The sequence below is a fragment of the Kitasatospora sp. MAP12-44 genome (assembly GCF_029892095.1).
Lineage (GTDB): Bacteria > Actinomycetota > Actinomycetes > Streptomycetales > Streptomycetaceae > Kitasatospora.
This window is the reverse complement of record NZ_JARZAE010000004.1, coordinates 8,751,644-8,778,526: the sequence shown is the minus strand read 5'-3', so window position 1 is coordinate 8,778,526 and position 26,883 is coordinate 8,751,644. Positions and strand designations below refer to the sequence as shown.

Annotated in this window: 19 protein-coding genes and 4 pseudogenes; 9 read left to right on the top strand and 14 right to left on the bottom strand. The window is 71.0% G+C overall.

The window, feature by feature from the left end; translation table 11 throughout:
• Window positions 1–3 precede the first annotated feature (3 nt).
• Complete coding sequence (locus P3T34_RS39545) at window positions 4–3,180, top strand: LysM peptidoglycan-binding domain-containing protein (protein ID WP_280671671.1); 3,177 nt, start codon at window positions 4–6, stop codon at window positions 3,178–3,180.
• A gap of 1,161 nt (window positions 3,181–4,341) precedes the next feature.
• On the opposite strand, the gene P3T34_RS39540 is transcribed toward P3T34_RS39545, so the two are convergent.
• On the bottom strand, window positions 4,342–4,809 hold the full coding sequence (locus P3T34_RS39540; RefSeq protein ID WP_280671669.1) for a hypothetical protein: 468 nt from the start codon (window positions 4,807–4,809) through the stop codon (window positions 4,342–4,344).
• Window positions 4,810–5,277: 468 nt separating this feature from the next.
• Here P3T34_RS39540 and P3T34_RS39535 point away from each other — a divergent pair.
• Window positions 5,278–5,950 (top strand): annotated as a pseudogene (locus P3T34_RS39535) (HAD family hydrolase).
• A 99-nt stretch (window positions 5,951–6,049) separates the two neighbouring features.
• Here P3T34_RS39535 and P3T34_RS39530 read toward each other — a convergent pair.
• From P3T34_RS39530 to P3T34_RS39515, 4 genes are all read right to left on the bottom strand, one after another.
• Window positions 6,050–6,445: a hypothetical protein gene (locus P3T34_RS39530; protein WP_280671667.1), complete on the bottom strand. Its 396-nt coding sequence runs from the start codon at window positions 6,443–6,445 to the stop codon at window positions 6,050–6,052.
• Entirely contained in the window at window positions 6,442–7,290 is an 849-nt protein-coding gene (locus tag P3T34_RS39525) for an IS5 family transposase (protein ID WP_280671665.1), read from the bottom strand. Before P3T34_RS39525 ends, P3T34_RS39530 begins: the two co-directional genes overlap by 4 nt.
• An 88-nt stretch (window positions 7,291–7,378) precedes the next feature.
• Entirely contained in the window at window positions 7,379–7,951 is a 573-nt protein-coding gene (locus P3T34_RS39520) for an endonuclease domain-containing protein (protein WP_280671663.1), read from the bottom strand.
• A gap of 138 nt (window positions 7,952–8,089) precedes the next feature.
• A complete protein-coding gene (locus P3T34_RS39515) occupies window positions 8,090–8,371 on the bottom strand; it encodes an HU family DNA-binding protein (RefSeq protein ID WP_280671661.1) in 282 nt (93 codons plus the stop codon).
• A gap of 137 nt (window positions 8,372–8,508) precedes the next feature.
• On the opposite strand from P3T34_RS39515, the gene P3T34_RS39510 reads away from it, so the two are divergent.
• The 4 genes from P3T34_RS39510 (at window position 8,509) to P3T34_RS39495 (ending at window position 13,258) form a co-directional block, all read left to right on the top strand.
• Window positions 8,509–9,126 (top strand): cell wall assembly protein Knr4, encoded by a 618-nt coding sequence (locus P3T34_RS39510; protein WP_280671660.1) that lies wholly within the window; start codon window positions 8,509–8,511, stop codon window positions 9,124–9,126.
• 574 nt (window positions 9,127–9,700) lie between these two features.
• On the top strand, window positions 9,701–10,429 hold the full coding sequence (locus tag P3T34_RS39505; protein ID WP_280671658.1) for a class I SAM-dependent methyltransferase: 729 nt from the start codon (window positions 9,701–9,703) through the stop codon (window positions 10,427–10,429).
• 239 nt (window positions 10,430–10,668) lie between these two features.
• Window positions 10,669–12,363: an IS1182 family transposase gene (locus P3T34_RS39500; RefSeq protein ID WP_280671656.1), complete on the top strand. Its 1,695-nt coding sequence runs from the start codon at window positions 10,669–10,671 to the stop codon at window positions 12,361–12,363.
• Between the two features lie 406 nt (window positions 12,364–12,769).
• Complete coding sequence (locus P3T34_RS39495; protein WP_280671654.1) at window positions 12,770–13,258, top strand: hypothetical protein; 489 nt, start codon at window positions 12,770–12,772, stop codon at window positions 13,256–13,258.
• 180 nt (window positions 13,259–13,438) lie between these two features.
• Here P3T34_RS39495 and P3T34_RS39490 read toward each other — a convergent pair whose 3' ends face one another.
• The 5 genes and pseudogenes from P3T34_RS39490 to P3T34_RS39470 all read right to left on the bottom strand — a co-directional run bounded on the left by P3T34_RS39490 (window position 13,439) and on the right by P3T34_RS39470 (window position 20,184).
• The gene (locus P3T34_RS39490; RefSeq protein ID WP_280671652.1) at window positions 13,439–14,251 is read right to left on the bottom strand and encodes a DUF817 domain-containing protein; all 813 of its coding nucleotides are present in this window, start codon (window positions 14,249–14,251) and stop codon (window positions 13,439–13,441) included.
• A 143-nt stretch (window positions 14,252–14,394) separates the two neighbouring features.
• Window positions 14,395–15,003, bottom strand: a complete 609-nt coding sequence (locus tag P3T34_RS39485; RefSeq protein ID WP_280671650.1) for a hypothetical protein — start codon at window positions 15,001–15,003, stop codon at window positions 14,395–14,397.
• Window positions 15,004–15,367: 364 nt separating this feature from the next.
• Window positions 15,368–16,186: a hypothetical protein gene (locus tag P3T34_RS39480; protein WP_280671649.1), complete on the bottom strand. Its 819-nt coding sequence runs from the start codon at window positions 16,184–16,186 to the stop codon at window positions 15,368–15,370.
• A gap of 211 nt (window positions 16,187–16,397) precedes the next feature.
• Window positions 16,398–16,749, bottom strand: a pseudogene (locus P3T34_RS39475) (WhiB family transcriptional regulator).
• 2,112 nt (window positions 16,750–18,861) lie between these two features.
• Window positions 18,862–20,184, bottom strand: a complete 1,323-nt coding sequence (locus P3T34_RS39470; RefSeq protein ID WP_280671647.1) for a hypothetical protein — start codon at window positions 20,182–20,184, stop codon at window positions 18,862–18,864.
• Window positions 20,185–20,616: 432 nt separating this feature from the next.
• On the opposite strand from P3T34_RS39470, the gene P3T34_RS39465 reads away from it, so the two are divergent.
• Window positions 20,617–21,144: a hypothetical protein gene (locus P3T34_RS39465; RefSeq protein WP_280671645.1), complete on the top strand. Its 528-nt coding sequence runs from the start codon at window positions 20,617–20,619 to the stop codon at window positions 21,142–21,144.
• 81 nt (window positions 21,145–21,225) lie between these two features.
• The gene (locus P3T34_RS39460) at window positions 21,226–21,762 is read left to right on the top strand and encodes a hypothetical protein (RefSeq protein ID WP_280671644.1); all 537 of its coding nucleotides are present in this window, start codon (window positions 21,226–21,228) and stop codon (window positions 21,760–21,762) included.
• A 244-nt stretch (window positions 21,763–22,006) separates the two neighbouring features.
• On the opposite strand, the gene P3T34_RS39455 is transcribed toward P3T34_RS39460, so the two are convergent.
• Entirely contained in the window at window positions 22,007–22,828 is an 822-nt protein-coding gene (locus tag P3T34_RS39455; protein WP_280671642.1) for a S1 RNA-binding domain-containing protein, read from the bottom strand.
• 68 nt (window positions 22,829–22,896) lie between these two features.
• Between P3T34_RS39455 and P3T34_RS39450 the strand changes: the two genes are divergently transcribed.
• Window positions 22,897–23,394 carry an NUDIX domain-containing protein gene (locus P3T34_RS39450; protein WP_280671640.1) on the top strand — a complete coding sequence of 166 codons (498 nt, stop codon included), beginning with the start codon at window positions 22,897–22,899 and terminating at the stop codon, window positions 23,392–23,394.
• Between the two features lie 120 nt (window positions 23,395–23,514).
• Here P3T34_RS39450 and P3T34_RS39445 read toward each other — a convergent pair.
• The 3 genes and pseudogenes from P3T34_RS39445 to P3T34_RS40035 all read right to left on the bottom strand — a co-directional run.
• A pseudogene (locus tag P3T34_RS39445) lies at window positions 23,515–24,630 on the bottom strand (ISAzo13 family transposase); the annotation flags it as partial.
• A gap of 72 nt (window positions 24,631–24,702) precedes the next feature.
• Window positions 24,703–25,353 carry a group II intron maturase-specific domain-containing protein gene (locus P3T34_RS40040; RefSeq protein ID WP_348534746.1) on the bottom strand — a complete coding sequence of 217 codons (651 nt, stop codon included), beginning with the start codon at window positions 25,351–25,353 and terminating at the stop codon, window positions 24,703–24,705.
• A gap of 172 nt (window positions 25,354–25,525) precedes the next feature.
• Window positions 25,526–26,506, bottom strand: a pseudogene (locus P3T34_RS40035) (reverse transcriptase domain-containing protein); the annotation flags it as partial.
• Between the last annotated feature and the right edge of the window lie 377 nt (window positions 26,507–26,883).

Sequence of the window (26,883 nt, the reverse complement as noted above, 5' to 3'; positions counted from 1 at the left end):
AGCATGCGACCGCCCACCCACCCAAGGACCCGAGGCAGGACCGGCAGCCGCCTGGCCGCCGCCCTGCGCGCCATCGCCGCTCTCGTGACGCTGCTCGCCCTCCTGGCCGGTGTGCCCGCCCTGCTGTGGCTGTTCACCACCACCCTGCTCCCCCACGGCGTCAGCACCGCCGACCTCCAGAGCCTGCTCACCCCGCAGAGCAACGACGTCGGCACACCGTTCATCGCGGTGCTCACCGCCGTCGGCTGGAGCGCCTGGGCCGGCTTCACGCTGTGCGTGCTGCTGGAGATCCCCGCCCAGCTCACCGGCCGGGGCGCCGTCCGACTGCCCGCGTTCGGCGCACCGCAGCGCCTGGCCGCGCTGTTGGTCGGCGCGATCCTCATCCTCCTGCCCACCGGCAGCGCGCTGGCCGCCGCCGCGCCCGCCAGCGCGGCCACCGCCCGCCCGCTGGTCGCCGCCACCGCCGGCCAGCACCCTGCCAGCGCCTCGGTCGCCCAGGCGGCCACCCCGACAACGCCCTCCGCCGGCGCCCAGGCCGCTCAGCACCGCCAGTACACGGTGCAAGACCGCGACAGCCTGTGGAGCATCGCCCAGCACCAACTCGGCGACGCCACGCGCTGGAAGGACATCGCCCAGCTCAACGCCGACCGCACCATGAACGACGGCACCCTCTTCAGCGCCGACACCATCCAACCGGGCTGGACCCTGCTCCTACCCGACGCCCCCGCCGGCCCCGGGCCCACCACCGTCCAGGGCGCTCAGCAGCAGTCACCCCCCTCCGAGGCGAGGACAACCTCCCAGGAGGGACCCGCCTCTGTCGGGAACCCGACGGCCTGGCCGACGCACACCGTCCAGTCGCCGACCGAGTCGCCGTGGGACCTGGCAGTCAGCTATCTGGGTGACGGACAGCGCTGGACGGACATCGCCGCCCTCAACCCGACCCTGCCCGAGACCGCTGCCGGATACCTGCCGCAGGGCGCGGTCATCAACCTGCCCGCCGACGCCCGCCTCACCACCGCCCCGGCAGCACCGGCCGCCGGAGCAACCTCGGACAGCACGACCAGCCCAACTTCCCAGCAGCAGCCGTTCGACGCGCAAGCGACGCCCTCCACAGGATCTGGCCAAGGCGAGAGCCACGTGACGGTGCACGCAGGCGACAGCCTCTGGTCGATCGCCCAGAGCGCGTACGGGGATCCCGAGCAGTGGCCAGCCATCGCCGACGCCAACAAGGGGACGATCTCCGATCCCGACCTCATCCACCCCGGCCAGCAGCTGACCGTGCCGCCCCCGCCCGGAACGGCGCAGACACCGGCCGGCACCGAATCGCCGACCCGGGGGACAGCGGTGCAGCCGGACACCCCGTCCATGCCGACGGCGACCACGGGCGCGGGCTCGGCCCCGACGCAGAGCCGGCCGACGCCACCAGCAGCAAGCCCGGCCACCCCGGCGCCGACGCGACCGGCGATCCCCTCCCCGAGCGCCCACACGCCGAGCCCTGCCGCACCCCCGGACCAGGTGGGCGGCGCTGTCCAGCTGCGCACCGCGCAGCCAGCTGCTGAGGCGACGGCGCACGTCCTCGCGCCCGCCGAGGTCTGGCTGGGGGCCGGAGCGCTGGCGGCGGCGCTGGTCGGCGCGGTGGCGCTGCGCCGGCGCCTGCAGCAGCGGCGCCTGCCGCCCGGGCGGCACATTCCCCTTCCTACGGGCCGCGCTGCCAAGACCGAGCAGTCCCTACGCGCCGCCCAGCACCCCGCCGGCTTCGACCTGCTGGACCGGTCCCTGCGCACCCTGGCCCTCAACCTCGCGGACGCCGGACGGGAGCTGCCCATCGTGGAGGCGGTCGTCCTGCGCGAGGCCCGCGTCGAGCTGCACCTGGCCGCCGACACGGCCCCGATGCAGCCCTTCACCGCCGCTCCCGGCCGCACCGACCTGTGGACCTGCTCTGCGAGCAGCCCGGATCTGCCCGAGGACGAAGCCCTCGCAGACGCCGAGACGCCCTATCCGGCGCTGGTCTCCATCGGCTGGGACACCCGAGGCCACCTCGTCCTGGTCGACCTGGAGCACATCGGGATCCTGCAGCTGAGCGGCGACCGTGCCTTCGCCCGGCACGTCCTTCAGGCCCTGGCCGTCGAGCTCGCCACCACACCGCTGCCCGGGCACCTGGAGATCGCCGCCCTGGGCGAGGCGGCACCGGGACTGGAAGCCGCGGCGCCTGAGCGCGTCGCCCGCACTGCGGACCTCGCGCAGGGCGCGACCGCGCTGGCCGCCCACACCGCCGACCAGCGCCGCGCCCTGGCCGCCCTCGGGGCCGACTCCCCCAGGACCGCCCGCCTCGGCGATGGGGCAGGCGACTCCTGGACTCCGCACATCGTCCTGGCGCAGCAACTGGCCGCCGGCCCTGATACCGATCGCCTCCTGGAGGCCCTCGCCCAGCAGCCCCGCACCTCGAGCGCGGTCATCGCCACCGGCGATGAAGCGACCTTCGGTGGGTGGACGCTGATCTGCGAGGACCCCGACGTGACGGTGCTCCTGCCCGGCTCCGGCCTGCCCATCCGCCTCCAGGGGCTGAGCGACGAGCACTTCGCCGATGCCGTCGAGATCCTTACCCTCGCTTCGAGCGAAGCGGACCTCCCCGCACCAGCCTGGATCACCGAGCCCGCGTGGGTCTGGGCAGACGAAGCCGTTCTCGATCCGACCGCAGTCGCTGACGCGGACGAGGACGGGCTGCCAGCCAAGCACGCGGCCCTGGAGGACGAAGCACTGACCGACGAGCAGGACGCCGAGACCGACCTCGCCGTCGAACCGGACGGGAGCACCGCCGCCGCGCCGCTGCCGGTGAAGACGCCGGCCGAGCCGACCGAAGACCAGGACGACCCCGACGGCGGCCCGACCCTCGCCGACATCCTGGCCGAAGACGACACCCCGCCCGACACCCCGGCGCAGCACACGTGGCCCACCCCGATCCCCACCGCCCCGGTGCCCCCGCCTGCGGCACCCGCCCCCGCGACCGCGGTGGTTCCCACCGCCGCCACCGCGCTCCCCACCAGGCCCCCGGCCGGCCGGCGGGAGGCACAGCCGCCGCCCCGGGCCGCGGGCCGTCCGTACTGCTGCTCGGCGCTCTCGCGATCGAGGGTGCGGCGGGCCGGGTCGACTCCAACCGGCAGCGGTCCGCCACCGAGCTGATCGCCTACCTCGCGCTCAACCCGGGCGTCGACCACCACGCCATCGACGCCGCGCTGTGGCCCGGACAGCTTGTCAGCAAGCAGGTCCGCAACGCCCTCATCTCCCGCGCGCGCTCCTGGCTCGGCAACCACCCCGACGGGCACGCGTCCCTCCCCCGGGTCCAGGACACCGGCGACAGCCGCTACCGCCTGGCCCCGAGCGTCGCCTGCGACTGGGCTACCTTTCAGCAGTACGCCCTCGCTGGCCTCGCCGACCCGGGCGAGGACGGCGACCTCGCGCTGCGCCGGGCGCTCGCCCAGGTCCGCGGCCGTCCCTTCGCCGCGACCGACCCCGGCCGCTACGCCTGGGCCGAGCCCGCCATCCAGGGCATGGTCTCCGAGATCACCGCCGTCGCGTACGAGCTGTCCACCCGCTGCCTGGAAGCGGGCGACCTGCCCGCTGCGCTGCGGGCGGCACGCCAGGGACTGCTGGCCGCCGAGGAGAACGAAGTACTGCACCGCTGCGTCTTCCGCGCGCTGCACGCAGCCGGCGACATCGACGCGCTGCGGGCCTCCGCCACCGTCCTCGCGAAGATCAACCAGCAGCTCGGAGACGTCGACATGGAGGCCGAGACGGCGGCGCTCCTGCAGGAGCTCTTGCCCCGGCCGGTTCCCGTCCGTTGAACGAACCCGCCCCTGAGGGAGCAGTCGGCCTTCGGTGTGTGCGGCACCGGGGTCATCGACTGGCTGCGCGCCGAAAAACACCACCGCGTCCGCCAGGTCCGCCAGGTCCGCCAGGTCCGCCAGCAGATCGTCCCTGCGCCCCACCCACCGCATGCTCACGCTGTGATCATGCACCATCACGTGGCGTTCCATGCCATGAACAAGCCAACTGACCAGCCGTCATGGGGATCCCGCAGGCCTGCCAGGCGGGCACGGCCGACAGGCAACCCGGGGCTCATGCCCAGCAGCCGAAGACTCGGCACGTCGCTGGGGTGGTGACAGGAGCCCCGGGGCTGATCGGCCTGACAGCCGAAGGGCGCGGTGGTGAGCTGCTGGGGAGGCCGGGGCCTCGGGGTGGGTGGGGTCACTGCGCGCTGTCGGGGACGGGCCGGCATGCGCCGACTGCGTCTGACCGAACGGCAGGGTGATGAGTCCTGCCGAAAACGATCCAGCTCACGATCTACAGCCGAGTACCAGGCCGTCTCAGCCCCGGCGCCCGCGACCAGAGCGGTTGCAGGACGATGCCGAGGGCGAGCAGCTCCGCGGCGGCGAGCGCCGTGACGCCGGCCCAGCCGTACGGCAGGCTCGACGAGACCGGCAGGGCCAGCAGCAGGGCGACCCCCTGCAGGACGGTGGAGAACACAGCCAACTCCTGCGCCGCCCGGCCCTTGCGCCTGCGCATCACCGTGATCCCCCACAGCAGCGGGAAGAGCAGGCAGACGACCGCGAGGAGGGCGAAGAACGGCGCGGCGAACACGGCCCCCATGTCCCCGCCGCCCGGTGAGTCGTCGCCGGGGACGGGCACCGGATGATCCACGCCCCAGTTCGCGACCCGCATCGCCTCCACGAACACGGCGGAGAACGCCCCCGAGGCCAGCGCCGCCGCGCCGAACCAGGCCCGGCCCACCGCCTCGTCTCCTGCCACCATCGCCGCTCCTTCGCCAACCGCTCCGCTGGATCGACGAGTTCGCCGCACCAGGCCCTGCATGATCAACAATAGGTGGAACGACGCGGGCGCCGTCTGCGTCCCCGGCGCGCAGCTGGGCATGGTGCAGGCCGGCCACTCCACCCCACCATCGTCACCCAAGCCTGGCGCGCCCCCAGCTGGACCTGCCGCAGGACGCGCCTGCTGGCCAGCGGGCCTTCGTGGTGGGTAAGGCGGCGGTCGGGTGGGGTGTGCTGGTCGCGGCCGCGACCAGCTGGATCGGGCATCCGGTCTGCCTACAGGGGCGCGGCTGGCGGGTTGTTGAGGTACTCGGCCTTCGGACAATCTGAGAGGCCGTTCTGTGAGCTTTCGAGACGCCCCCCTGCTCCCTTGACTCCAGCGAGGCGACGGTGCGCATGCCCGCCCGGGCGCCGCCGGGTCCGTGATCATCACTGCGCTACACTTCGCGGGATGACACATTCGATCGACCTTGTCATCTTCGACTGCGACGGCGTCCTGCTAGACAGTGAGCGCCTGGCCGTGCAGGTTGACGCGGTGGTGCTCGCGGCCCTCGGCTGGGAACTGACCATTGAGGAGATCGTCGACCGGTTCGTCGGGCCGCTCCCACGAGTTCATGGTCTCGCAGGTCGAGGCGCACCTCGGTCGGCCCCTGCCGACGGGCTGGGAATCAGAGTTCCAGCCCCTCTACGCCCATGCCTTCGCGACCGGGCTGGCTCCGGTGGCGGGCATCGTGGCGGCGCTCGACGCGATCACCCTGCCCACGTGCGTCGCCTCCAGCAGCAGCCACGAGAGGCTGCGCACCACGCTCGTCCAGACCGGCCTCCATGACCGCTTCGCCGGGCGGATCTTCAGCGCAAGCGAGGTTGCCAACGGCAAGCCCGCCCCCGACCTCTTCCTTCACGCCGCCGCCAGGCTGGGTGTGCAACCCAGCCGGTGCGTCGTCGTCGAGGACAGCCAGTACGGCGTCGCGGCCGCCCGGGCCGCGGGCATGCGCGCCTTCGGTTACGCGGGCGGCCTAACACCCGCCGACTGGCTCGACGGGCCCCACACGGTGGTCTTTGAAGACATGGCGGAACTGCCGGACCTCATCGCCCGGGCGCAGCACACGTCGCTCCACCCCTGAGCGGGTCTTCTGTAATGCTTTGTCAGAGGGCTGTTCGAGAGCCGATTTCCGTTTCGAAGTGAGACAGGACAGGGCTGCTGGTCGCGGGGGCTCGGTCGGCTACTGCTTTTTGGTAAAGCTGCCGGCGTCGACTTCGGTGAGGACGTCGAGTTTGACCAGGCGTTTCAGCTTGGCGCGAGTGCCTTCGATGTTCTTCGGCTGTGGTTCGTGGCCGAGGGCTTCGCAGACGTCACGGGCTCGCAGGGGGCCGGTCGCCTCGTTGAAGAGCGCGAGGATGCGGGGGTAGTCCGGGTGCTCGGGCGGGGTGGTCCGGGCCGGGAGGCGGTCGGCGAGGGCGGTGACGGTCTTGCGGGTGATCGCGAGGTGTTCGAGCTGGGTCTCGGCCTCCCGCAGTCGGCCCTGCAGTTCCTGGATTTGGCTGCGGAGGTCGTCGGCCATGGCCCGGGCGGCGTCTTCTTGGATGTCGAGCGCGTCGAGGAGGGGCTGGATGGTCACGCCGTCACCACCTGCGGGTCGCGCCAGGTGGGCGTGTTCGCGCAGGTGAGGCGGCGGGCCATGACCGAGGTCATGGCCCAGTAGACGCGGGAGGCGGAGGAGGCCGGGCTGTGCTCGTAGTCGCGGACCAGGCGCCGGTGCAGGACCAGGATCCCGTAGGTCTGCTCGACTCTCCAGCGTTTCGGCTGCGGAACGAACCCCTTGTCCTGCGGGTTGCGTTCGACGATCTCGACGTCGATGCCCAGGCCGGCGCCGTGCGCGGCGACCTGCTTCTTGAAGCCCTGGTCGACCAGGGCCTTGCGGACGGTGCCGCTAGTGTGTTCGGCGACCCGGTCCAGCAGAGCGATGCCCGCGGCGTTGTCGTGCGTGTTCGCGGCCAGGACGATGACGGCTATGACCAGGCCCAACACGTCGACGGCCAGGGCCCGTTTGCGACCGGGAACCCGTTTCGCCGGGTCCAGACCGGTCGTGGAGGCGGGGACCCCGGCGGCCACGTGGACGCTCTGCGTGTCCAGGACCACCAGGGTCGGGTCCTCTAATCGGCGGGCCCTCTCGCGAACCTGGCAGCGCAGTAGTTCGTGGATCACCTGGTCGGTCCCGTCGTCACGCCAGGCGGCGAAGTAGTAGTACGTCGCGCTCTTCGGCGGCAGATCGTGCGGGAGGTAGGCCCACTGGCAGCCGGTCCTGCCCTGATAGAGGATCGAGTTCACGATCTCCCGCATCGCATAGGCGCCCTGATGGCCGCTCACCGACCGATGCCGGCCCTTCCAGGCTGTGATGACCGGCTCGATCAACGACCACTGCTCATCCGATAAGTCGCTTGGGTACGGCTTGCGTTCACTCACGCCCCCACCCCAGCAGAGCAGCGGTGGCAAGCGAGCGAACTCCAGTCCACACTCACACCATCAGGTGACACCAGAACCGGTCAAATGCTCACAGACCGCCCTCTGAGAGGTGTACGCAGCAGTCCGCGGTGCGGTTGCACAGGGCGCACAGGAGTCCGCGGACCAGCCCGGTGCCGTGATCGTGGTCCACCATCGCGCCGGGGTAGCGCCCGCAGAGGTGGCAGTCCGGACCGAGTGCGTCGACCAGGGCGGCTCGCAGCGGCCGGATAGAGGCGGTCTTGGTGGGAGGCCGCGGCCAGCTGTGCATCTTCTCGGTGTAGTCCATCCCCGCCGTGCACCTCTGGTCCTCGGGCACTTGGCCAGGGTCCGCCGCTGGTGTGAGCGGCCGGATCTGATCCGGCTCGTGCCCTGGAGTGACATGGCTCGCAGCCCGCGCGCCGGGGGCCGCTTGGCAGAGCAGTTGGTCGCCGCGCATCAGGTGGACCATGCCGTCGTCTGCGTGTGCGGCTGTGAGGTTCGGCAGCGTGAGCCGTGCTTCGGTGCAGTGATCCCGCCCCGGCTTGCGCACGGACTTCTCCAGAGCGGTAAGTCCGGGGAACAGCACGTAGTGCCACATCAGGGCGTAGCGTCTGTTCTTGGGGAAGTCGTCCAGGGTCGGCACAGGCCGATCCTGGCAGCCGGGTACGACAGGCTCGCCCTGCGGGGGATCCGCGTCCGTGGAGTCGGCGCTGTCGACGCGTTCAGGCTGGCCAGTTCGGGGCCGGTACCCGTGACCGCGGTGGCCGGCCCCGAAGTTGTGTCACTGGCCTTTCGCGGCGTCCTTGAGCTTGCTGCCGGCGCTGACCTTGACGCTGTACCCGGCCGGGATGTCGATCGGGTCTCCGGTCTGCGGGTTGCGTGCGGTGCGGGCGGCGCGCAGGGTGCGCTCGAAGGCGAGGAAGCCGGGGATGGTGAGCTTCTCGTCCCCCTTGGCGACGACCTCGCCGGTGATCTCGGCGAAGGCGTTCAGGATCGCGTCGGCGTCCTTGCGGTTCACCTCGGCACGCTCAGCCATCGCGACCACCAGTTCACTGCGGTTCATGTGTAAGACCTTCGCTCGAGGGGTACTGATCCCCCGCATGCTGCCAGGTCACACCGACAGGGGCCCGGCCCGACACTCCCACCTGGCACGCCGCACGCGCCCGCCGACGAGTCGGTGCGCCGCCCTACGGTCCTCACATGACCGACACTGACAGCGATGTCCCCGCCTTCGACCGGGCCTGGCGGCGCTTCACCGCCTGGCTTGCCGCCAATTCCCCGGCCGACCAAGCCGCCTTGCGGCCGGCGGCCGACGCCGGGCAGATCACCCACCTGGAGGACGAGCTCGGCTTCGCCCTGCACCCCCAGCCGCGCGCGCTGCTCGAAACGCACGACGGCGTCGTGGTGCCACAGTTCGACGGCGACCGGGAGTTCTTCCCCGCGGGGTCCTTCCTTCCGCTGGGGCACCGACTGAACACCATCGAACGCATCGTCACCGAACACCGCTCGTTCGCCGACCTGTTCGCCCAGGACGCCTGCGACCCCGAAGACCGGGACAGCAAGCCCCTGATCGCGCATCCAGGCGACGGCGGCCTGCTCTTCGTGGACCACTGTCAGGGCTCCACCTACGGGCACCTGTACGAGATGGGCGTCGGCTCGGGCGACATCGACGGCCACCTGTTGGCCACCGACCTGGCCGACCTGTTCACGGCCCTGACGGACAGCCTCGACAGCGGCCGACCGTTTCACCGCTTCACCCCTGGCAGCCACCGGCACACCTCCGGACACCACCGCATCGACTGGCAGGTGGTGCCGTAGCCAGCGTCCCGAACATCGTTCAGGAGACAGCTGGGTGAGCAAGCCTGGGCGATTTCGCGAATCCCTCAGCCCCTCCCACGTGAACCGGTGGTTCACCGCCAAGACACCCCTCGAGCACAGTGTCCGGGCACAGCGCGGCCAGGTGCTTGTGGAGCGTGTCGACGGGGTCCCACCGCAGGATTGGGCGGGGGCCCGCCTCGGGTGTGCGGACCGGGCCGTGTGGCGGCCGGAGTGGCGGGGGCGCTGCGGCTTCCGGTCCGCGTGGTGCAACTCACTGCGGGTGGTGATGGTCCGTCAGTTTCGACTGTCAGTGGGCGATGCGACGCTCTGCACGCGGCTGAGACCGACTGTGAAGGGGAAACGAGTGGGGGCCGGTCCGAGGATTGTTGCGTCAGTCGGCCGTGCAGGGCTTCGGCAAAGTCGGGGCGAGGGGTCGTTCCAGGTGGGTGCAGGTTGTGCTGGTGCCCCAACGCCAACCACTCGGGTGACGGGGCACGCCGCCCGCAACCGTCGGCGCGTGCTTGGACTGCCGCCGCGCGGGTACTACCGACCGGGTCTGGGTACGCACACGAGTATGTCCACCTCTGCGCTGTCCTTCGGTTCCGCTGCCCGCCTGTACGACTCGATCCGGCCCACCTACCCAGTACGGGCGGTCGCGTGGGCCATCGGCGCCAAGCCGGTGCGCGTCCTGGACCTGGGGGCGGGCACCGGGCTACTGGCCGGTGTGTTGCACGCCGCCGGCCACGAGGTGATCGCGGTTGAGCCCGACGAGCAGATGCGCGCTGTGGCCGCCGAACGCCGCCCCGGAGCGCAGGTGCTCGCCGGCAGCGCCGAGGACATCCCGTTGCCGGACGAGTCCGTCGACGCCGTCGTGGTCGGGCAGGCATATCACTGGTTCACTCCGCAGGACGCCCTGCCGCAGATTCACCGAGTGCTGCGCAAGGAAGGCGTCTTCGCTGCGATGTGGAACATCCGTGACGATCGGACCCCATGGGTGGCCGCGCTTTCCGACATCGTCGGCAAGGAGGGATACGGCCTGGAAAGTGCCTGGCACTACGGGCCGGTGACGCCATGGTTCACCGAACCCGAACGTGGCTTGACCGAGCACACCGTGACCATCCCGACGGACCGGCTGATCGACCTGGCGCGGTCCCGCTCCTACTACCTGACCGCCGACGCCGCCGAGCAGGCCCGCTTGGACCGGGAGATCGGCGAGTTGGCCGCCACCGACCCGGCCCTAGCCGGCCGCGACAGCGTCGAGATGCCCTACCGGACCTGCGTCTACCGGATGCGGCGGGTCTGATTCCTGGCCAGAGCCCCCGGCACGCTCATCGCAGGTGCATCCGTTGGTCCCCGTGGAGAACACTGCGGCCGAGCTCGTCCTGGCAGCCGACGGAGACGACCGGACCTGGCCCTCTCTGCCCGCCGCACAGACACTAAGCTTGACTCTGTCGGTGATCTTGGTGTTCGGCCGCCTGGGATCATGGTGGTGCGTCAGTCTTGCGGGTGTACGAAGCCCGTGAGACTGATGAGGAGTCAAATATGTCGATGCGTCCCCGTCCAGGTGCCGAGGTACCGGCGCTGACCGCGCGGATGGCGCGCGCCAGCAACCCCGGTGGCACGACGGCGATGTGGGTGCGGGACCACCTCGACGGTCTGTGGAGCGACGAGGACTTCGCCGACTGGTACCCGCGTGACGGGCGTCCCGGGCTTTCGCCTGCCCAGCTGGCCACGGTGAGCGTGCTGCAGTTCCTGCTCGGGCTCTGCGACCGCGACGCCGCCGAGGCCGTACGCTGCCGCATCGACTTCAAATACGCACTCGGCCTCGACCTCGACGACCCCGGCTTCCATCACAGCGTGCTCACCGACTTCCGCGACCGCCTGCTGGAGGACGGCCGGGCCGACCGCCTCCTCGACCTCGCCCTGGCCCGTCTCAAAGACGCCGGGCTGATCCGCGAGCGCACAACCCAGCGCACCGACTCCACCCACGTCCTGGCCGCCGTGCGCAACTTGACCCGCCTGGAACTGGTCACCGAAGCCATGCGGGCGGCCCTGGAGGAACTCGCCCGCACCGCCGGCCACGCGCTGGCCGACCTGGTCGAGGAGGACTGGGGCCGCCGCTATGGTCGGCCGGTGCGCCTGGGCAAGAACCCCACCCGGCCCAAGACCAGGATCAACACCACCGGGGCAGACGCCCGCCGACTGATCGAACACCTGGCCCGCAACCATCCCGGCCTGCTGGAAGGCCCTCAGACGCGGACCCTGCGGCAGATCCTCGTTCAGAACTACTACTGGGACACCGCCGGCCGCCTGCGCTGGCGCGACGATGACGACGACAGCGGCCTGCCGCCCTCCGCGCACCGAATCGTCTCGCCCTACGACCCGACGGCCCGATACGCCCGCCGGGGGCAGGTCACCCGCTGGACGGGATTCCTCGCGCACGTGACCGAGACCTGCTCCAACGACGGCGTCAATGTGATCACGGACGTGGCCACCATGCCCGCTACCAGCGCCGACACCGAAGTCCTGCCCGGCATCCACACCAGGTTGGACCACCGGGGACTGCGGCCCGACCACCACCTGGTCGACGGCGGCTACACCTCCCTGGTCCACCTGGAGCAGGCCGAGCGCGAGCACCGGATCACCGTCGTCGGACCCCTGCCGGGCAACCCCACCCACCAACACCGCCGGGGCGAGGGCTTCGCCCGCGACGACTTCCGCATCGACTTCGACCGCCAGGAGGTCACCTGCCCGCAGGGCCAGGTCAGCAGGGGCTGGCACGGCCCCTACCCGACATCCTCGCCGACCGCCGCCCCGCTGATCGTGGCCCGCTTCACCAAGAGCCAGCGCCAGCCCTGCCCGGTCCGAGCCAAGTGCACCACCTCCCGCGACGCCGCCCGCAACGTGGGCTTCCCCCCGCGCGAGCTGCACGAACTGCAGATACGCAACCGTGCCGAGCAGCAGGAACCGGCCTGGCACAAGCGCTACGCGGTGCGGTCCGGCATCGAGGGCACCATCTGCGAGTTCGCCCACGGCCACGGCATGCGCCGCTGCCGATACCGCGGGCAGGCCAAGGCCCACCTGCAGCACGTGCTCACCGCCATCGCCGTCAACATCGAACGCCTCAGCCGGCAGCCACCGGGCGAGAACACGCCCCCGCGACCACCGACTGCCTTCCAGGACCACCTCGACCAGCACAGCATCCCGCGTCTGCGCTCCTGGCGAGCCGTCAGCTGACACCCTAGCGACCAAGATCACCGACAGAGTCAAGCTGAGGAAGGCGCTCCAGAACTGGGGCGAACCGGCGGCACTATGCGTCGGAGCCGTCCTCGCCGCGCAGATCCGGGTGCAGGCCGTTGCTGGAAGCCCGCGTACGGCCCGCCGAGGCCCGGTAGCGCGTGAACCGCTTGCCATCCGGCCCTTCGGCTCACCCTGGCCAACTACCCTGTCCCGCTTGACCAACTAAGCACAGCGTCACCTGAACGCGACAACTGTCACCACCCCCTGGTGGCGTTCACCGTAGGTGTCGCCGAGCCCTTCGGTTGGCCCTTGAGCAGCTGGCTTGGCATCTTGATCCCTGGCGTTGTGCAGGCGGTAAGGCAACGAACACGATGTAGGCGGGGCCAGAACCAGGGGTGGGCGGATGAGCGTGGTTGGGGAGCGGGAGCGATGGGAGCTGCGGCCCGACATCGGTGTGGGGCCGTTGCTCTTCGGGATGTGTCCAGCGGAAGTTGCCGAGGCGCTGCTGGTTTCCGAGCCGGAGTCACGGCTTGGTGGCCCGTACGGTCAGGAGGACTTCTCGGACGGGGTGAAGGCGTTCTACGATGCCGGCCTGCTTGCATGCGTCGCGCTGGACGCCGTCATCGGTCCGCAGGTCTGGCTGGACGGCTTCCCCCTGGCAGGGAACGATTCAGGGCAGGGCCAGCAGTTTCTTCTGGACCACGCCGCAGAGCACGGGAACTGCATCCTGTTCACCCCGGACGCATCGCTCGCCCTGACCGACCTCGGGATCCTTCTGCGTGACCAGCGGGTTGGCGCAGCGCGGCTCACACGTCCGCTCTTCGTGAAGGAAGCGTGGCTGGAGTCGCAGTACTACCGAGACCGCCTCCCGCTGGAAGGTGTCACGGACTGAGTCCTCGACCCGTCCGTTCGCACCGGTCGGACCAGGCCACGGTCGGCGCTTGCGGGCTGCCTGCTTGTTCCAACACGGACGGTAGTTGGCCAGTGCTGACGGAGGGCGCCAATCGGGCCCTCCTCTCTTGGGAGCGGGCGGCCTGGGCTCACGCCGCCGGCCGGGGCGGGGTCGGGGAGCTCACTGCGCGATACTGCGGCCATCGCGTCGTCCCGACTGTCCTGGTGGCCCGACCAGCCGGTGGACGAGTACGAACATCACAGGCACCAGCAGCGCCCAGGACGACCACGTGCCGACCGACACCGGATGCCAGGTCGGCAGTTGGTAGGGGTACCGCCAAGCCCCCAGGCGGGTGGCGATGTTCTCGGCGAGCCAGAGGAAGCAGCCGTTGAGGGCAAAAGCGAGGGCCAACGGCATCCGATGCCGCGTTCGTCCGACGGTGAAGTGGAGCGTGCTGCCCGCCGACACCCAGAACAGTGTCAGGGCAAGTACCCAGCGCAGGTCGGAGATCCAGTGGTCGGCGAGGAAGTTCAGGTAGGCGGCTCCCGCTATTGCGGCGACCACGTTCGGCCGGTACCTGCTGACCTTCAGGTCCATGATCCGCCAGGCGGCGCAGAGGTAGCTGCCGACGGCGGCATACATGAAGCCGCTGTAGAGCGGGACTCCGGCGACCTTGGTCAGGGCTGCTTCGGGGTAGCTCCAGGAGTCGACGCCGACCTTCACCAGTTCCAGTACCAGGCCGAGGAGATGGCAGGCGGCGATCACGGCGATCTCGCGTCGGGACTCCCAGCCGAGGAGCCAGGCCAGCGCGGTCAGCAGCAACCCGTAGAGGAGCAGAAGGTCGTAGGGGGCGATGGGAGTCACCGGCAGCAGCCGTACCGAAGCCATGCCTGCGAACAGCGCGACGGCGAAGGCGCAGCTCCGTGCTTGGAGCCAGCCGAAGAGCAGCAGCTGTCGGAGGAGGACGCTGCCACGCTGGATTATCGGATGCATGTGGTGATCGACAGCACGGAGGACGAGTCCGGTTCCGTGGGAGGCGACGGCTCTACGGCGCCGGCGCGGTCAATGCGGGCCGAAGCCCGGATGCGGCAGCGCTGGTAGGCGGGCGGGGCCGACTGCGCTGTGGGCGATCTGCGTCAGCGCACCCAGGACCCGCGCCGGCACCCCGTCCAGTGCGGAGGCGCGCGCGGTGCCGGGTCCCCGTAGGTGGTGCAGGCACTGGAGGGTGAGCTGCGCGGCGCGCACGACCAGTGCCGGCAGGGCGTCGGTGGCTGCGGGGCCGTGGGCCAGGACGTAGTGCGGGGGCTGTGCGGCGCTTTCGTGCAGGGGCCGGCCGCCGGGCAGCTGTTCGGCCAGGGCGAGGCGGGTGAGCTCGATGAAGCAGTGCCCGAGGGGGTGGGGTCGGTGGTCAGCAGGTCGGTGTCCAGGTGGTCGAGGGTGTCGGTGATCTCCCGGGCCTGGGCGGTGGTGGGTGCCACCGCGGGGGTCAGGTCGGGCAGGTGCCCGGTGGTCGGCGGGTGGTGGCGGGCTGCCGCTGTGCGCAGCGCTGTATAGGACAGGCGGGCCAGGGCCCCGGTGATGGAGAGGGCGGCGTCGCGGGCGGTCAGGGGTGGGTGGCGGTGTGCCAGGTCGCGTAGGGCGTGGTCGGTGTCGGCCGTGATCGTCGGGGTGGCGGCCTGGTGTACGAGGTGCAGTGCGAAGAGTTCGCCGTCCTCGTACAAGCGCCGGTTGGGGTCACGGGTCACGGCGTTCTCCGGTGGTGGCGGGTTGGGCCCGGTGTGGGGCTGGCCTGCAATCGGCTTGGTGGGCACGGGCGTTGCTCGGTGTCCAAGGAGTACCACCTCGGCGTCCGGGCTGCCGCACCCGCCCCGTAGCCGCGGGCCCGCGCACCTCTGGGACGCTCGTCAGCGAAGCCCTTCGGCTGGTCCGGGCCGGTCCGGGGGGCCGGCGTCTGAACAGTGGCGCGCTCGCGCGTGTGCTCAGCGTGCTGGGTTGGTCGGGCTTGGACCGCCGGGCCGTTGCCGCTCTCGTACGCCGCTGTCACGCCCTGACCGGTCGCCGCGGGGAGGGGCTGGGCGCCCGGGCGGACCCGGGTGCCCAACCCCCTTGTCAGACGGACTTCACCTTCTGCTGGAAGACGCTGTAGTCGATCACCTGGTCGGCTGGCGGGGCCTGGACGACCAGCGGCGTGTTGAAGTCGCTGAAGTCGATCTGGCCGGCGTCGTCACCGGTCGTCTCCATGCGGATGACGTAGAGCGGCCCCTGGGCGGCGACGTAGACGGTGGTGTCGGAGGCCTTGAAGCCCTGGGTGGCGACGCCGTTGATCGTGGTGGGACCGACTTTGGTGGGGGCGGTGTCGTCCGTGGAGCCGTCGTCGGCGATGGACTGGATGAGGTTGCACATCGCGGTCATCTGCTTCAGGTTCGGGTCGTCCTGGCTGCCGGTGAGGTAGCGGCCCTTGAGCAGTTCGGCTATCGCGGGGCCCGCCTTGGCGTTGCCCTGCTGGGCGGCGCTGTTCTGCCAGAAGGCGGCGTCCGGCTGCATCCAGGTGCCCGCGCTGTTGTGGAGCAGCTTGACGCTGCCGAACCCGCCGATGGTGAAGGTGCCCGAGCAGTCCTGGGCCTTGTCGACCGTCAGGTCGAGGGTGATCTTCTGGCCGCCGGAGGTGATGTCGCCGGCCATCCGCACCGAGCCGAGGGAGGCCATCGCGCTCTGCGACTGCTGCTCGATCTGGGTGGGGGTCAGCGTGTTGATGTCCACGGTGGGTGAGGCGCTCGCGCTGGCTGAGGCGGGGGCCGTGGAGGTCGGCAGTGAGGAGGCGGGGGCCGCCGCTTTGTCCAAGGAGCCCTTCGAGGTGCCGCACGCGGCGGCGCCGCCGGCGAGCAGCAGGCAGAGCACCGCGGTGTGGACACGTCGGTTGGGGAGCATGTGGGTGGTCCTTCGGGTGAGCGGCAGTGATCTGAGCGATCAGTCGATCAGTGCGACTGCCGGATGGCCAGTGAATAAACTGTTGTGACGGTCTGTCAGGCGATCTGTTCGCTGCCCCGCCTGCAGGGATCCGGGGGCACCGGGTGGCCAGCTGCGGCTGGGCCGCGGTGGGCGGCCGCGGAGTCGGCGGCAAGCGCTGCCGGTCCCCCGCCTACACCGCCACGGCTGCGGGGGCCGGTGCGGGGGCCGGCGGGTGCCGCTGCCTGTCGTGGGCGGCGTTCTTGGCCCGGGCCCGGGCCGTGGCCGCGCGGCGGCGGATGGCGCGCAGTTCCTCCGCGCTGAGGCCTCCCCGCACGCCGCTGTCCTGACTGGTCTCCAGCGCCCGCAGGAGGCATGCGCAGCGCGCCGGGCAGGTGCGGCCACATGGCCTTGGCCTGTTTGGTCTGCAGCAGGGCCGGGCCCCGGTTGCCGGCGGGGAAGAACAGTTCGGGGTCCTGGGTGCGGCAGGTCGCGCGGGGCAGCCGGTCGCGCGGTGGGGTGTCGGGGTCGGCGGGGCGGGTCATCGCACTCCTCGGGTGGGGGTGGTGGAGTGGGCTGTCTGCTGGGGCCGGGCCGCGGCCGCGCGCCGGGCCGGGGCTGCGGCGGGGGCGGTGGGTTGGGGGTGGGGCTCGGCGGCCAGGAGGTCGGTGAGCTCCTGGTGGTGGTCGGCCAGGCGGGCGAGGCCCTGGCCGGCGTCCAGGGGCGGGGCGGCGATGTTCATGACCGCCCGTAGCGCTTTGAGTGCCATCGCCATCGCGGGTCTCTCCCTGAGCAGGACGTCGTCCAGGCGCCGGCGGGCGGCGCCTGGACGACGTCCTGCTCTGGGCTTCGGCGACTTGCTGCGCGGTCGGCCGCTCGCGGGCGCCCGGGTCGCGCTCCTGGGCGAGGATCTGGTCCAGCTCGCGTCCAAGGACGTGGTGGGTCTGCTGGGCGCGGGCGATGGCCTGGTTGTCGAGGTTGCCGGTGAGCTGCTCCTCCAGGCGGTAGCGGCCGGGGAAGTGCGCGGCGATGGCGCGGCGCACGGCGTGGCGCTGCTCGTGGAGGGCCTGGTCGAGCAGGTGCCGTGCGGCGTCGAAGCACGCCGCGTGGGCGGCCGTCACGGCGTAGTGGACCTCCATCGGCGGCAGGCCCTGGGCCTGGGCCAGGGTGCGGGCCTCATCGGCTGCCGCGGCCGCGAGCTCGAACAGGCGCGGCTCGTGCGCGGTGGCGGCGTGTTCGGCTTCGGCGAGGGCGAGCAGACGCCCCAGCACCGCATGGCGCCCGGTCGTCTCCTGGGCCCAGGAGCGCGCGGGCACCGTGCTGCCCTCCTCGGCGCCGGGCCGGCCCTGGCCGTGTCGGGTCCGGGCGACGTAGGTGTAGGCCTGGGCGACGGAGTCGTCGGCGTCGTCGGCCGCGCGCTGCGCCGAGGGGACTTGGCGGCGCCAGGCGAGGGCGGCGGCCGTGTCGCCGGCGGGCTGCCCGGGCAGCGGCAGGAGGTCCGGTGCCCGGATCGCGCGGGCGGCGACGGCGGCGACGGCCTCGCGCTGGGCGCCCTGCAGCGGCAGCAGGTCCAGGGCCGCGCTGATGACCGCGTCGAGGGGCCCGACCTGCCCGGCGCCGGCGGCGACGACGGCCGGGCCGCCGGGGGCGGGTGGGGTGGCGAACTCGGAGCGCTGGAACGCCTCGATCCGGCCCCGGTGCAGGTGCGGGGCCAGCACCAGCAGGTCGCGCTGCAGGGCGAGGGCTGCCTGACGCCAGCGGGTGCGCTGGGCCTGGGTGAGATCGGCGGGCGCCCGTCCGGTCAGGGGGTCCAGGTCGGTCAGGCGCTCCAGGTACCAGGTGGCCGCCGCGCTGGCCGCGGGCTCCCCGCGGGCCGGCCACGTCGCGTTCAGGTGCCGCCAGTTCGCCGCGATCCACGGCCGGTCCGTCTCGCTGACCGTGCCGCCGGCCTGCCGGATCGCACGGGCGGTGCGCAGGGCCGTCATCACCAGCTGCCGCTGCCCCAACTCGCCGCGGGGGTAGCGCTCGGCGAGGGCGGCGAGGACCTCGGGGCCCGGCGCGGCGGCGAACGCGGCGCCCCAGGCCGTTCCGGCGCGGATCCATTGCGGGTCGCTCGCCGCGACACCGAACGGCTCGTCCTGGCGGTCGTAGAGGCGGTCCTCGAGCCAGTCGGCCTGCGCCACGTGCAGCATGGTGCGGCGTGGATCGCCCTGGGGCAGTTCGCGCAGCGCGCGCTCCACGATCTCGCCCGGCCGGCACGGCACGAGGTCGCCGCCGGGGCCGACGGCGTGGGCCATGACCTCGCGCAGGCTGGGCCGGTCGGTGTCGAGGAAGAAGTGCGCGGCGGCGAACGGGTCCGCGGTGAGCAGCGCGGGCCCGTCGCTGCCTTCGAGGTAGAGGTCGGTGTAGACGCTCATCAGCGTGTACTGCACGGGCTCGGGGTGTGCCGGCGTGCTCAAGCCTGTCCCCTTCGTCGAGTGGCGCAATGTGCGGTGGGCTGGATGGCGAGCGTGCGCGGGTGGCGGGGGCCGGGACAACCGTTGCGGTGTCCTGCTCCCGGTGGGCGGGAGCGCGGGGCGGCGCTCTCCCACATGGCGGGATCACGCGGCAGTTGTCGGGGCTTGTTGCGGCCGCGGCGGGCCGGTGGCGGCGGGGTGTCAGCGTCGGCGGCGAGGGCCGGGCCGGCGCGGATGGGAGGGCTTGGTGCCCGGTGCCGGGTGGGAGGGCGCGCCGGGCGGGGTACGGGTGGCGGTGGCCGCGGCCTGCTGGGCGGCGGCCTCCAGGCGTTCGCGGTCGGCTTCGCGGCGGATGCGCAGCAGCTGCAGTCGGTCGTCGACGCGGGCGCGCCGGTAGAGGTCCAGGGCCTTGGACAGGTGCTGCCACTCGGCTGTGTGGTCCTGTTCGGGGGGCGGGCCGAGCGGGTCGGTGCCGGTGACGCTCTGGCGCAGCCGCCAGTGGGCGAGGGCCGCGACCAGGCGCCGGTAGAGGTGCTGCTGGGCGGTGTCGTCCTCGTCGGGGGCGGGGATCTGCTCCACCCACGCCTGGGGTGCCGGCTGCCCGGCCAGGGTCGCGGCCAGGGCGTTCTGGGCGAGGCGTTCGGCCTGCGGCGCCAGCGCGGGTACCACGGCTGCGGGGGCGGGGGCGGTGGCGGGCTTGGTGTCGGGCGTGGGCCGGGGCGGCGCGAGGACGGGCGGGGCGGCGCGCAGCAGGCGCAGCTGGGCGAGCTGGTCCAGGGCTTGGCGGGTGAGGTCGGACGGTGGCGGACGGTGGCGGAGGTGGCGCAGTTGGTGCAGGGTCAGGCTCTGGTGGTGCAGGGCGCGGATGCGGGCGGTCAGGGCGTCCCAGGCGGCGGCGCGGGGGTCGGTTTCGGGGCGCGGGCCCGGGCCCGGGGTGTCGGCGGGGACCTGGTTGAGGGTGCGCCAGGCGTCGGTGAGGGCGGCGGTGCGCTCCCACCGCCCGCGCGGGCGGTGGCCGGCCTGGGGCGGTGGCACCGGGCCCAGGGGGCTCGCCCAGGCCGGTGGGTCGGTGGCCAGCAGGGCGCCTCGGGCGGCGAGGTGGCGGTCGATGATGTCGCGGCGCTCGGTGAGGTGGCGGCGCCAGTCGTGGGGGGTGAGTGGGTCGCGCAGGGCGGCGGTGGGGGTGATCCAGTCGGGCAGGTCGCCGTCGTGGTCGTCGTGGGCCTGCGGGCGGTCGGGCAGCAGTCGGCGCAGGCGTCGCTCGGCGTTGATGCGGGCGCTGACGGCCTCGGCGGCCTGCCAGGCCTGGCGGGCCGCCTCGGTGCGCATCCGGGCCTGCTCGGCGTGGGCGTCGGCGGCTGCGGCGGGGTCGGCGGCGGCGTGCGGTGAGTGGGGGCGGGCGCGCTGGTAGTCCTCCCCGGCCCGGTCCCGCCAGGCCAGCGCGCGGCGCAGCCGCTGCTCCTCGCGCGCGTGGGCCAGGTCGTGGACGGCGGTGAGCTCGCTTCGAACCTGCGTGGGCCTCAAGGACCCGACCGGGACCAGAGCCCCGGCCCCCGATCAACCACTCCGGGCACCTCTCCCCGGAACCGACCGCCTTGCTCGCCGCGGTCCGTCCCTGCGCCACCGACTATCCGGTACAGCCCTGACCCGCTGCTGACCGCTGCCTGACCGTCACAGGCGGCCCGCGTACTCCCGACGGGGGGGCCTGCGCCGGGCAACGGCGCTGCCCGGCGCAGCACCCCCGGCACGGAAATCCTCGGCGGGGTACCCGTGGCGGCGCGTAGAGTCCGCTGGTCGTTCAGGATGATCAATCGAAGGGGGGCGGACATGCGTGCTGCACCAAGCGTGTGGGCTGTCGCGGTGTTGACCGTGCTGACGGGGGCCGTGTCCGCGTGCGCGGGTGCGGGTGCGGGTGCGGGTGCGGGTGCGGGTGCGGGTGCGGCGAAGAGTCCGCCTGTGGCACCGCCGTCCGCTCCCCCCTCGGCCGCGGCGCCCGGTGCCTACAAGCTCGTCGCTCCGGCCACCCTCCCGGGCGGCTACAGCGCCTCCAAGGCGCCCGTCGTCCATGCGGGCTCCACGAGCGTGATGCCGCCCGGCTTCAGCACCTTCGACGGCAACGTGATCGCCCCCTACACCAAAGGCGACCACGACTTCCTGAGCGTGAGCGGCTCCTGGGGCACGATCGCCGACCCCGCCACCGAGGCGGCGAAGGTGAGCGCCACTGCCCTCGATGCGCGGGCGACCTGGGCGCAGCCGTTGGCCGCATTCGACGCCAAGGACCCGCACGACAGCGAGGGGCGGCTCAGCTGCGGGGTGACGGACACCGACACGAACATGCTGCCGGTCTGCATCTGGGCCAATCACTCCACCGTCGGCTCGGTGAGCTTCACCCTGTGGCTGGATGGCATGGACCCGAGCATCACGATGGCGCAGGCCGCCGAGCGGACGCGGGCCATCCGCGACGCGATGACGATCAGCAGGTAACCGCCCCCGGACGGCGCCGGGGCGCCCGCGCCCATGTCGTCACACTTGTCCGGACGGTCCTCCTGCGGTGATCATGGGGCGATGATCGATCAGCCCCTGGACGGCATGGCGACGAGCTTCACTGTGGAGCGGCGCTTTCGCGTCTGGCGCTACACCGTCAGCCACTTGACGCTGCTGCTGCGCAGCGCCGCCTGGCGGGAGGGCGAGGAGACGGTCGACGTCTGGTTCGACGGTGTGAGAGCCATGAACCTGCAGGAGAGCTTCGGGTCGCTGACCGTCCGCGCGGCCGACCCCAAGGAGCGCGACCGGATGGTGGCCCACGCAGCGGACATCATCCGCGACCCGGTGAACAGGCCGCCGCTGTGCCTGATCCTGGCCTCCGGCCAGAGCCAGGGGTCCATCGTCTGCGCCCACGTACGCGTCACGGCCCACACCCGGGAACCGGGCGTCATAGGCCCGCCCAAGGACTTCGACCCCGCCATCGGACGTCCGCTGTGGAGCGCGGGCCCCACCGGCAACCCCACACCCCGGCACGGGTACACCCTCCACGAAGCCGGCCGCACCTTCCTGCGCGCGCAGCACGCCAAGGCCGAACCGGGACGACAGCTCTCCGGCTGAAGCCGCCGCCGACTGCGCCCCGGCCGTGCCGTACGACGGCGGAGTGGCCACACCACGCGGACGGCACCGCCTCGCAACGTGTCGCGCTCCGCATTCGCAAACCGCTGAGCCGGGACACGGAAGTTGGAACCGGTGAGGTGCGGCGAGCTGGTGGTTTCTGGTCAGTGGGACAAGCTTGTTGGCACCAAGTGGTCACGCTTCTTGCAACCAACCGCGAGTTGACACTCTTGTTGGCACCAGTTCGCTAGGTTCTGTCCGCTCCACCAGCGGCGCCCAGCCGCACCCGGTGACGTTGGAGGTCGACCTCGGCGACCTTCACCGTGATCAGCTCGCCCTCATCGACAAGCTGATCCGGGGTCTCGACCGGCTCGTCAGTCAGCTCTGAGAGGTGCAGGAACCCCACAACGTCGGGAGCAAGCTGCACGAACACGCCAAAAGGAACGATCTTGGTGATCGGCCCGGTGAGAACCTGGCCGGCCTGATCCGCAAACCGAATGAGTGGATCTTCCTGCAGAGCCTTCAACGAGAGCGTGACCTGTCCGGAGCGCGTCTCGGCGATGATCACCTCAGCGGTGATCCGCTGGCCGGCTTCGACTGCCTCGGAGGGGTGGTTGATCCAGCCCCACGTCAGGTCCGGCACCCGGATGAAGCCAGTGCACAGGCCTTCCGGTTCACCATCGACGTTAACGAAGACCCCGAAGTTGTGAACCTCGGAGACCGTCCCAGCGACGACCTGCCCTCGTTCAAACGCGAGGAGGAAGGACCGCAAGGCCGGAATCTCGCACGCCCTGGCGGAGAGGTGAAGCTGACCTTCGCGCCAACGCCCGATCTCCTCGGCGTTGATCTCCTGGCCGATCTCAAACAGCTCGGATGGGTGCTCTATCCGACGCATCGACGCTTCCTGCCGAGGAATCCGACCGATCTCGGTCTCCCCTCCTTCGGCATCTACGAGCTGCACCAGGACGTCCGCTCCGTCGAACCCGGTGACCTTCACCGTTCTCAGGGCCCCCGGCTGGAGGTGGTTGATCAAGGACTGCATGCGAGGGTCATGGGCTGGCTCGGACATGAAGGTGAGCCTAGATGATCGATTCCAAGGGATCGTTCTGACCGTGGGCAGGTGGATAGCATGCGCGGATGGCTTTGGTGCATCTGCGTCGCTCGGTCCGTGCGGTCGTTCTCGACGAGGGCGACCGCATCCTGCTGTGTCGGTTCGTCATTCCTAAGCCGACCGGCCCGATCGTCGTGTGGGCAGCGCCCGGTGGAGGCGTAGAGCCTGGCGAATCCGTCCTTGCCGCCCTGCGCCGGGAACTACGCGAAGAGGTAGGGCTCGCCATTGACGCCGATCCGCCGCATGTCTGGCACCAGGAGGTCATCGACCCTGGACACGCGGTGGGCTATGACGGTGTGATCAATGACTACTTCCTTGTGTGCACCGAATCGTTCCACCCCCGCGGCGCGATGTCCGACGACGAGCTTGCCACCGAAAACATCGACGGTTTTCGCTGGTGGCGGCTACCCGACATCGCCGACTACCGCGGTTCAGACTTGTTCTCACCGCGTGACCTGGCCACACCGTTGGCAGCGCTGATCACCAGCGGGGTTCCGGCCAGACCGGTGCCGCTCGGCCTGTGAGCCCGGCACCTGACCTCGGTCGACGTCCGGACGCATCCCCTACCGTGGGTGGGAATTCACAGACCACCTGCGCGCACGGAACGAGGGAGTCCAACGTCAGTGTGTGGGGCCTGCAGATAATCAACTCGCCTTAATGATCTGCTGATTGGCGGACGGTTCGCTTTCAGTGGCCAGCCTGCGGAGGTCCCTGAGGGAGAGGGGTCGCTCGTCAGCTGGTGGGGGGCAGCGGCCGAGAAGGTCCAGGATTTTGCGGGCCTGTCGAACGCGTTTTCCGATGCTTTTGCAGTGAACGCCGAACAGTTCGGCCAGGTCGGCATAAGGCAGTCCTAGGCGATCGTGGAGGAATGCGGCGAGGAGTCGATCTACCAGTGTGAACGTGGGCGGTCGTCCGGCGTCGGCGGCTCGCGCGTTCTTGCGGTCACTGCCCCGGCGGTACTGCAAAGCGGCTTCGCGTTGGTCTTCGTGCAATGCCCCGAAGGCCCGGATCAGCGCGGCCCACTCGGCGGGTTCCAGGCCGGTCACCAGCGGATGGCACAACCAAGCGTGCTCGGGACTTACCTGGTCGAACGACTTCTTCACCGGCGTGATGACCTGCGCGAATTCCTGGGGCAGCACAGTGTAGTTCCAGTTGCTGTGCCAGTCGTGGCCGTGGAGGGGTAGCGCCTGCAGTTGGGCGTCACTGACACGTACGCCGGTGGGGTAGGTGCCGGGGTCCAGTTCGGCCAGGACTTTCAGCCCGGTGCGCGTGGTGGTCGCGGCGATGGTGTTCACTACGACCTCGTGGCTGGTGAGCGGGCGACCGCGCCAGTTCATGGTGATGTGCGAGAACAGACGGTGCTCGATCCGGTTCCATTTCGATGTCCCGGGCGGAAAGTGACAGACTGTGACCTCCAAGCCAGTCTGGGTCGCCAGCCGCGCCAGCTCGAGTTTCCACGTGCGGGTGCGGTAGCCGTTGGAACCGCCCGCGTCCGCCGTGATCAGTAGACGGCCCGCTTGCGGGTAGGTGTCCCGGCCGGCAGCGTCCCACCAGCGGCGGATTGTGGCGACCGCGAACGCGGCGGTGTTGTGGTCGCTTCCCACGCTGACCCAGCCAGTGTTCGCGGCCAGGTCATAGACGCCGTAGGGAATGACCTGGCCTACGCCGTCTTGCTCCAGGAAGTCGTGCGAGCGGACCTTGACCGGTTTCCCCTTGCGCTGCCACTCCTGACCGGCCATGTGGTACTCGCCGATCTGGTCGGGTAGGTGCGGCGCATTGCTGCGGCCGCACCCCCCTCAGAACCGTGCGTGCCCGTCGTCCGAGCACACGGCTCAAGCAGGCCCCGGAGGGCTGCTGGCAGGTTGCAGTGCTGTCCGGCTGCCGGTGTTGGCACCGCGCCAGCGGTGGCAGTGGGTGTGGATCAGGCGGAGGTGGGCGGGGTTGTCCGGTGTGCTGCGGCCCGGGTCGGCGGTGATCGCGTTCTTGCGGACCGCCTGCCGGGTCACCTTGAGCCACTGCTCCCATTCCGCTGGGCTCTGCGGCTCGCGGTCGGTGTGCAGGAGGAGCCCGTCGCAGAGCGGACAGCGGCCGTGCTGCTTCTGCAGCAGTCGCAGCCCGCTCGCACTCAGCGGGGGTTTCCTCTTGCTCCGTCGCGCGGCCCAGTACTCGCTCAGAGCCGGGTCGTCGACCGACGCCCGGCCCGGAACCATCTGGTGCCGGACAATCCTGGTCCAGGCGAACTTGGTGAGATAGGAACCGGTCTCCCGGTCCCCGAACACCCACCGGTCCTGCCTGGAGCGGTTGAACCGTCCGAAATATCGGGACGCCACCCAGCGCTTCGACTTCTTCGGGTGGCTGTGCTTGGCCCACTTGTAGGTGAGCTTCCACATGTGGAAGTCCAGGGAGGCGAACGCCTCGCTGGACACCACGCCCCGGTAGTAGGCGGCCCAGCCCCGGATGATCGGGTTGAGTTTGGCGATCACCGCTGCGGGCGTTGATCCCTCGCAGGTTCACCACCTCGGCGGAGAGCCGGTCCCGTATCCGTTGCAGGGCATCCTTGCTCGGCTTGATCAGCAGCGTGCCGTGGTAGCGGCGGACGTTGAACCCCAGGAAGTCGAAGCCATCGTCGAGGTGCGCTATGCGCGTCTTGTCCTCGTTGAAGGCCAGGCCCCCGGGCGCCAGCCACGCGGCGAGCCGCGCCTTGACCTGCTCGGCCTCGTCACGGCTGTGGCAGAGCGCGACCAGGTCGTCGGCGTATCTGATCAAGATCGGCGAGCCCGCCTCGGTCTCACCGGCATGAGCGCCGGTCTGCCGATAGCGGACCCCGGCCGCCCCCTCCATCCCATGAAGGGCCACGTTCATCAAGAGCGGTGAAACGATCCCGCCTTGCGGGGTCCCCTCCACCGTCGGGGCGAATCTTCCCTGGTCGATCACCCCGGCCTTGAGCCACTGCTCGACCAGTCCCCGTCCGGGGAACTGTCCGAGCAGACCCAGAAGCCGATCATGGTCGATCCGGTCGAATGCCGCTGCCAGGTCGGCGTCCAGAACCCACTGCCGCTTGGGCGTCTTGCCCTTCGCGGCCTGGAAGATGGCCTGGATCGCGTCCTGACAGCCACGGCCGGGCCGAAATCCATAGGATCGCGGCTCGAACCGTGCCTCCCACTCGGGTTCGAGTGCACCGAGGACCGCAGCCTGAAGACAGCGGTCCAAGATCACGGGAATTCCTAGCGGCCTTTGACGTCCGTTCGCCTTCGGTATGAACACCCTCCTGACCGGTCGAGCCTTCCACGGAGCGGCCCTGTGCTGCATCCAGTCGGCCAATTCGGCCTTGCCCTGGGGCAGCAGCACGACCATCCCGTCGATGCCCGCCGTCTTGCGGCCAGCGTTGACCTCCGTGACCCGCCGCACGCTCATGAGCGTGTTGGAGCGGGAACGGAGCATCAACTTCTGCAGATTGCGGACCCGTTTGAGGTCCCCTGCCTGCGACGCCGTGAAGATCCTCTGCCTCAGCCGCCGTACTTCCCCCTCCGCCGCCTGCCAGTCGATCGACAACCAGTCGGTGGGGTCGCCCTCCGGTCCGTTCACCGCAGCCCGGTGGACCACGGCGGAGTCCGCCGCGGCTATCGGTGTCGCCATGGTGTCCAACTTGTCCTTCGGTTCGAGCGTTGAAGTCATCGGGTCCTCACAGGCCCACCTGATCCACGTCAGCACCCTTTCGGGTCCGGGCAGTTGCCCGTATCCGGCCAGTTGTTCGGGACGGCCAGCGGAGGCGCCGGCCACCAGTCCCGGTTTCCTGCTGCCTTTCGGCCGCCGGCGTTGGCTTCTTGGATCATCCTGTTCCCGCTGGGGAGTTGGGCCTTCCTTGCGGTCGGCTTACCGGAGACGGTGTCTCCGGACCCCATCGGGGTTACCACGTTCCACGCGAGCGAGATGCGACCGGGTTGGGTGCCCCCTTTACTCCGGGACGGCGATGCTCTCCCGGCTGGTAAGGAATCCCCAACCGGCACCTGCCG